This is a genomic window from Enterococcus sp. AMC1157, from assembly GCF_058216555.1.
Window position 1 is genome coordinate 1773770 of sequence record NZ_CM177099.1, and the last position, 6231, is coordinate 1780000.

Genomic DNA, 6231 nt, shown 5'->3' on the forward strand with positions numbered 1-6231 from the left:
TTATTAACCAATACGGCGAATGCGTGTAGTAACGCCTTTTAAGTTGTAACATTCTGCGTAGTCACGAATCGGACGTTTGATATGGTCAATGACATAACGTTGACCGTCAATATTGTGAGCACTTAGATTTGCATATAGTTTTTCGATTTCTGCTTTTACTTCATCGTCATTAAAGGTATAATGTCCAGCAATATCCAAAATATCAGCTTGCAGTTCTTCATCACCGGAATCTAAAATCTGGTCTACAGTTAAATCTTTCTGTTCCCCAACCATCCATTTTCTCCAACGTTCACTCTTAATTGCGTGAATCAGTAATGTTTCTCTAATGTTAGAAGCTTCTGCTACTAATCCATTTTCAACTAAACGATCCTCAACTGCTGCTAAATTTAAATAAGCTCGTGTTTCTTCTGTACCGTATTGAGGAGCTACATTTGTTGCAGTGATTTCTGATGGAATGTGTTCTAATAGAGTGACATCATCTAAATAATCTCCATTATGCTCTTTTAGTCCCACACCATATTGCTTAGCCATTTGTGCCAAATCATAAGCATTTTTGAAATTAAACGTCCCTACTTGTTCGGTTTTACGAGTCAATGTTCCTGTTTGACCAACAATAAATGTTGGCATTGGTAAACCACGTTTTTCTAACTCCTCTTTTAATCGCAAAATAAAAGTTTCGTAGGTTTCAGTAGATGTTAATCCACCATTGGTTTCCTCTGTTCCTACTTCATATCCAATTTCTGGTAAGTTTCTAGCTTTCCGTTCTTGCTCACAAAACTCTATTAATTCCACAGTACGATCCAAAACCGTATCTAAAGGAATCACTTTACCTACTTCAAAAGGATCTTTTGTTGGATCAATCATTAACAAATCAAAACCCGCTTCGATATCTGCGACATAAGATTTTTTCCCTAACTCCATCGCAATTTCTGTTGCTAAATGATCATTTCTTTCTTGGTCACGTTGCCAAGGCCCACCATGGTCACGACATAGATAGTACAAGTTATCATAACCAATCGTTTCTGCTACTTCTTCAACAGCTTGAGCAAATGTAAATTGATTCCAGCCATTTACATAACCGCCACCCAATTCATCTGCGTCTACTTGATTTCGACTTGCGATGAACATTACGGGATAGTCATCTTCTTTTGATAGCTCTAAAGTTGCTTGAACACAATTTTTAGACATTGGTCCTATACCTAGCAAAGTGGCACTTTCTCCAGTTTTTTGTAACGTTAATAAACCTTCCACTACTGTTTTGATTGGTAATTTTTCCATCTTTTTTCCATCTCCAATTTTTTTGATTTCGATTATTTATTTTTCGACTTCTTCAATATTTGGTTTGGTAAAGTGTAAAATGGCAACTGACACTAATGTACCCACCAACATAGCGATAACAAACCATAATTTACCATTAACGACTGGTAAGATAATCAATCCACCATGAGGAACCAAAGCTTCTACTCCGTTTGCCATGCTGAGTGCTCCACCTACCGCACTACCAATAATAATTGCGGGTAATACTCGTTTCATATCTTTCACTGCAAACGGAATCGCTCCTTCTGTAATTCCAATTAAACCCATAAAGAATGCTGAAATACCTAAGTCTTTATCTTCTGAAGTATATTTTTTACGATCAATAAAAGTTGAAAGTGCCATCGCCAATGGTGGAATTGCTACTGCTACTCGATGAGCGCCATTAGGTGAATAAATTCCTTCTGCCATTAAAGCTAGCGTAAAAGCTGTTGCAGTTTTATTAATAGGTCCACCCATGTCAACTGCAGTCATTGCACCAATAATCAAGCCTAATAGAATGGCACTACCACCTTGCATGTTACCCAGTGCTTCAACTAACCAATCCATTGCTGCACCAATTGGAACGGCAATTACATAAATATAAAGCAAACCTAGAACAAAAGTAGTAATAACCGGTACGATAAGAATCGGCATAATAGTGCGAATTGTTGCTGGCACTTTCCAGGTTTTCACCCAACGCACAAAGTAACCAACGGCCACACCCATAATCATGGCACCTAAGAAACCCGTTTGTACTTGCCCAGAACCTATTGGATTATTAGCGATATAACCTAAAATCATTGCGGGTGCCAAGGCTGGTTTACCAGCTAAAGAATTAGCAATGTATCCAGAAAGAATTGGAATCATCATAGCAAAACCTGCAGATCCCATATCAAGTAAGTTTTTCATAAAGGGATTAGTTACTTCCATCCCTGCATCAGTTGCTTCTCCTGTTGCTAAAGACACCGCTAAAAAGATACCACCGACTACAACAGCTGGTAACATAAATGAAACACCAGTGTTAAAAGCTTTTTGTAAATCCTTCAAAAAGGAATTTTTGTTTTTCATCTCTTCTACTCCTCATTCAATTTAAATTTTTTCTGCACGATCAATCACTTCTGCTGGATGCTTAATCACTTCTCCAGGATCAACTTCAATCACTTTGCCTTCTGCTTTTTTTTCTTCAAAACGTTCTTCGCCTTCAATACCAATTGCTACTGCTAGAATAAGTACATCTGCTGCATCTACTTCTTCTTGCTCTAATTCATTTTCAATACCCATGCTTCCTTGAGTCTCTACTTTTACCTCATAACCACGTTTACGGCACTCCTTTTCAATCGCCTCTTGTGCCATATACGTATGGGCAATTCCTGTTGGACATGCTGTTACTCCTACAATTTTCATCTTTATTTCCTCCTCTAAATTTCAATTGAATTTAATTGTTCATAAATAGTTTGTTCATTGTCTTCTGTTAATAAACGATCTCTAAATGCATCATCAAGCAGTTTTTTGCTTAACTGAGAGATGAATTTTAAATGTAACTTTCCTTCACTCTTTTCTGGCACACCGATTAAAAAGACCAATCGAACCAGCTCTTCATTTTTATCCGTCCATTTCATTGGTTGAGTAGTCCGTAAAAAAGCAATAAATGGATGAGAAACAGCGTCTGTCTTTCCATGTGGAATTGCAATTGAATAACCAATAGCTGTCGAAACTTCTTGTTCACGTTTCTTTACAGCTTGATAAAGAGCTTGCTCATCTGATACATAATCTTGTTTTTCCGCCTGTTGAACGATGAATTGAATAATTTCATCTTGATTTGTTAGTTCTTGATTCAATAAAATTAACTGTGGTGAAATCACATTTTTACTGTCTTGTTGCGTATTTTCCATTCTGGTCACTCCTTGAATTATTCAACAAAAAACGTTTAATCGAATTTTCTCTCATTTGTTTTAAAATAATCGGGCTATCAATTGTATGATAAATATCCGATAGTATTCCTCGTGTTTGTAAAGTATCTTTCTTTGAGATACAAATTAGAAAGATAATATCTACATAATATTTATCCCATTTAAATTTTTTCTTATTCTTAATCACCACAATTACTGTTTTTTTCACATCATTTGGGCTACCATGAGGAACGGCTGTACCTGATGGTAGATCAGTTCCCCCCAACCCTTCTCGAAGAATCAAACTTGAAGTGAAAGCCTCTTCAACATAGTCTTTTTCAACTAATTTCTTTCCAATTGTTTCAAATAACTCTTCTTTAGAAGAGAAATTGGTGTCCTCTAAAATAAACTCTGCCTGTAAAAATGGTTGTAAATGTCGTAAGGTAACATTGGGAATGGCTCGATTAATGTTACTAGATTGGTAACCTGACTGAGTAATTTTTTTAATATCACGATCTGTTAAAAATGGTGAAACAAAAACAACATTGTACTCAGATAAATCAATTTTGATAGTAGAGATAATTAAATCAAATCGCTCTAAATCTAAATGTTCTAGCTCTGCAACCGAAGCTACTTCTAAAACATCCAATGAAGGTAAGATATTTTTAATACGATTCATTAAAAGTTCCGAAGTGGCAATCCCCATCTGGCATATAATTAAAATTCGTCTATTCATTTTTGCCCGTTCAATGGCGGATTGAAAATAAATAGTTAAAAAAGCAATCTCATCTTCATTAAATGCAAATCCGAGTTCTTGTTCATATTCACTTAGTACCACCCAAATAACATTAAAGGTTAAAGAAAACTCAGTTTTAATTTGTGCCGTAAAAGGATTTTCTGTTTTATTATTAGAACGCAAACGATAAATCATTGGTGGGATATGATTCCTTAACTGTTCTTCCAATTTTGTATCATTTGAGAAATCAATATCCAGAGCTTCAGAAACTTGTTGAATTAGTCTATTTACTAAATTACTATCTACATTTTCTTCAGGAAATGACTCAAAACGATTGGAAATTAAATGCTGCGATAGATGCTTTACATCTTCATTGGTATATGAAAAATCTAAACGTGAAGCAGCTTTGTGCATTAGACGAACAGCACTTTCTTCAAAAAACGATGTGTACTTTGAAATTTCAGTTTCGGTATTTTCTTGGATATGATGATGATTCAAGATACGATAAACTAAAATGATAAAAATATTTAGTACATTTTGAACATAATAATCTGATATTGCATTGATGTTTGTTCGAATATAGCTATACAAAATATTTGAACAAACTGATATCAGCTTTTCACCATAGTAAGGCTCAAGTAAACTCATTTTTTTTGAAATTTGTTCTTCATAATAAATATCCGAATTACTCAAAATATATCGATTAAACTGTAGGTACGCTTTTTGAATATCTATTTCTGTACCAGAAATTCTCGTACCATGATTGTCTCCTCTGAGTTTAATATTGGATCCTACTTGAAGAATATTCATAATAAACTCAAAATCTTTGACGATTGAAGTTTTACTGACCATAAATGCTTCAGAAAGTTGATTGAAACTAATCGTTTGTTCTTCAAATAGTAATTTACGCATGATTTCAATACGTCTAGTCACCGTGTCATAAACATCTGAAATTTCATCATTTTCTCTAACAAAACTTCTTTCTTTTAACTCTCTAAGGGCTATACCCACTCCTCTCTTTTTTTCTAAATACTGACCTAAACTTTGAATATATTCCTCTACTAGTTTCAATTCTGAATGTATTGTTCGTTTAGATACACCTAACTGACTCGCCAAAAACTCTACTGTCTGAAATACGCCTGTTGTCTCTAACAATTCCAATAATTCTTTTTGCCTTTTTGTTAACATCTGATACGCACATCCTTAAAAATACTATTGTTAGCGTTATCATGAATATGTTTTCATTATATTCAGATATCTAATCGTTGAATATTACATTTCTTTGCAACAAGTATAACAGTTCATTTGTCTAGTTGTTGCAAACAAGTGAATTTTGCCAAAATAAAAAAACAGTATACTTTCTAAAATCTAAGAAAGTATACTGTTTTATATATTAACTAACCTCTTCTAAAAGAGCCACCAGCTGATTAATTCGTTCTTCAATCATGGCTAGATTAAATTGATCGACTTGTGTGTCTACTAACACTTGATTATTTTTTTCAATCCCTGAAGCAATTAAAATGTCACCGATAATTGCTGCTTCTTTTCGTGGATGAAGAAAAACATCAGGTTGCTTTGTTTTTACACGTTTATTCGTAAATATATGTGTATCTGTAGAAGCAGCTACTGCATCTAAATTGATGATTTTTACTTTCTTATCCTCTAATAATGAGGCTAACATCTTTTCCCCGTTACGGTTAGTTGTACCAGCATCAACAAAAGCAAAGGCATATTTGGACTCTCCTTGATGTAATTCAGCAAAACGTCTCAATGCCAAAATACTAGACGTGTTTCTGACATAATTTTCTCTTCTAGGTAATCCTGAACGATAACGTGTTAACAACATAAAGCCTAAGAAAAAGAAAACAAAAGCAACTGCTCCACTGAAACTTAACATGCCTGCTTCTTTAATCATCGGGTACAATAGAAAATAAAAACCCGCAAGTAAGATAATCGAAATCAATAAGGTAGGTAGGAAAACACTTAAGAATGATGTTCGTTTTAAATTAAAAGGCTGATACGGATCTTTGTTAAAATCTCTAGCCGGCGTATCATAGTAAGTAACAAAAACTGTTTTAGCTTGATTCAAATCTCCTGCATATAAGTTTTGATAGAGAACTTTTTCTCCCATCATTCGCGTTTGATCTTGAACCACTTTTGTTGGATAACCAAAACTGTCCATTTCTTTTTTTAATACGGATAAAAATAATAACTTCTCTCGTTTAAAGAATCGTCTTCCTCTAAAAACATTGTATTCTGTAAAGACATTTTCAAATGGTATCATGTTTTAATCGAACCCCTCTCCTTTTT

General features: G+C 34.3%; 6 protein-coding genes. All 6 read right to left on the minus strand.

What is annotated here, in order from left to right; genetic code table 11:
- Positions 1-3: 3 nt before the first annotated feature.
- The 6 genes from AC4BBX_RS08445 to AC4BBX_RS08470 all read right to left on the minus strand — a co-directional run bounded on the left by AC4BBX_RS08445 (position 4) and on the right by AC4BBX_RS08470 (position 6205).
- The gene (locus AC4BBX_RS08445; protein ID WP_490453437.1) at positions 4-1278 is read right to left on the minus strand and encodes a class II D-tagatose-bisphosphate aldolase non-catalytic subunit; all 1275 of its coding nucleotides are present in this window, start codon (positions 1276-1278) and stop codon (positions 4-6) included.
- Between the two features lie 36 nt (positions 1279-1314).
- A complete protein-coding gene (locus tag AC4BBX_RS08450) occupies positions 1315-2364 on the minus strand; it encodes a PTS fructose transporter subunit IIC (protein WP_490453438.1) in 1050 nt (349 codons plus the stop codon).
- 21 nt (positions 2365-2385) lie between these two features.
- Positions 2386-2700, minus strand: a complete 315-nt coding sequence (locus AC4BBX_RS08455) for a PTS fructose transporter subunit IIB (RefSeq protein WP_490453439.1) — start codon at positions 2698-2700, stop codon at positions 2386-2388.
- 14 nt (positions 2701-2714) lie between these two features.
- Positions 2715-3188 (minus strand): PTS sugar transporter subunit IIA, encoded by a 474-nt coding sequence (locus AC4BBX_RS08460; RefSeq protein ID WP_490453440.1) that lies wholly within the window; start codon positions 3186-3188, stop codon positions 2715-2717.
- Positions 3163-5109, minus strand: coding sequence for a BglG family transcription antiterminator (locus AC4BBX_RS08465; RefSeq protein WP_490453441.1), 1947 nt, complete (start codon positions 5107-5109; stop codon positions 3163-3165). The genes AC4BBX_RS08460 and AC4BBX_RS08465 overlap by 26 nt, the downstream gene beginning before the upstream one ends.
- A gap of 205 nt (positions 5110-5314) precedes the next feature.
- Positions 5315-6205 carry a hypothetical protein gene (locus AC4BBX_RS08470; RefSeq protein WP_490453442.1) on the minus strand — a complete coding sequence of 297 codons (891 nt, stop codon included), beginning with the start codon at positions 6203-6205 and terminating at the stop codon, positions 5315-5317.
- Positions 6206-6231 lie beyond the last annotated feature (26 nt).

Bases quoted from the DNA above. Each gene is read 5' to 3' on its own strand.
- AC4BBX_RS08445 (WP_490453437.1), bottom strand. From the start codon at position 1,278: ATGGAAAAATTACCAATCAAAACAGTAGTGGAAGGTTTATTAACGTTA.
- AC4BBX_RS08450 (WP_490453438.1), bottom strand. From the start codon at position 2,364: ATGAAAAACAAAAATTCCTTTTTGAAGGATTTACAAAAAGCTTTTAAC.
- AC4BBX_RS08470 (WP_490453442.1), bottom strand. From the start codon at position 6,205: ATGATACCATTTGAAAATGTCTTTACAGAATACAATGTTTTTAGAGGA.
- AC4BBX_RS08455 (WP_490453439.1), bottom strand. From the start codon at position 2,700: ATGAAAATTGTAGGAGTAACAGCATGTCCAACAGGAATTGCCCATACG.
- AC4BBX_RS08460 (WP_490453440.1), bottom strand. From the start codon at position 3,188: ATGGAAAATACGCAACAAGACAGTAAAAATGTGATTTCACCACAGTTA.
- AC4BBX_RS08465 (WP_490453441.1), bottom strand. From the start codon at position 5,109: ATGTTAACAAAAAGGCAAAAAGAATTATTGGAATTGTTAGAGACAACA.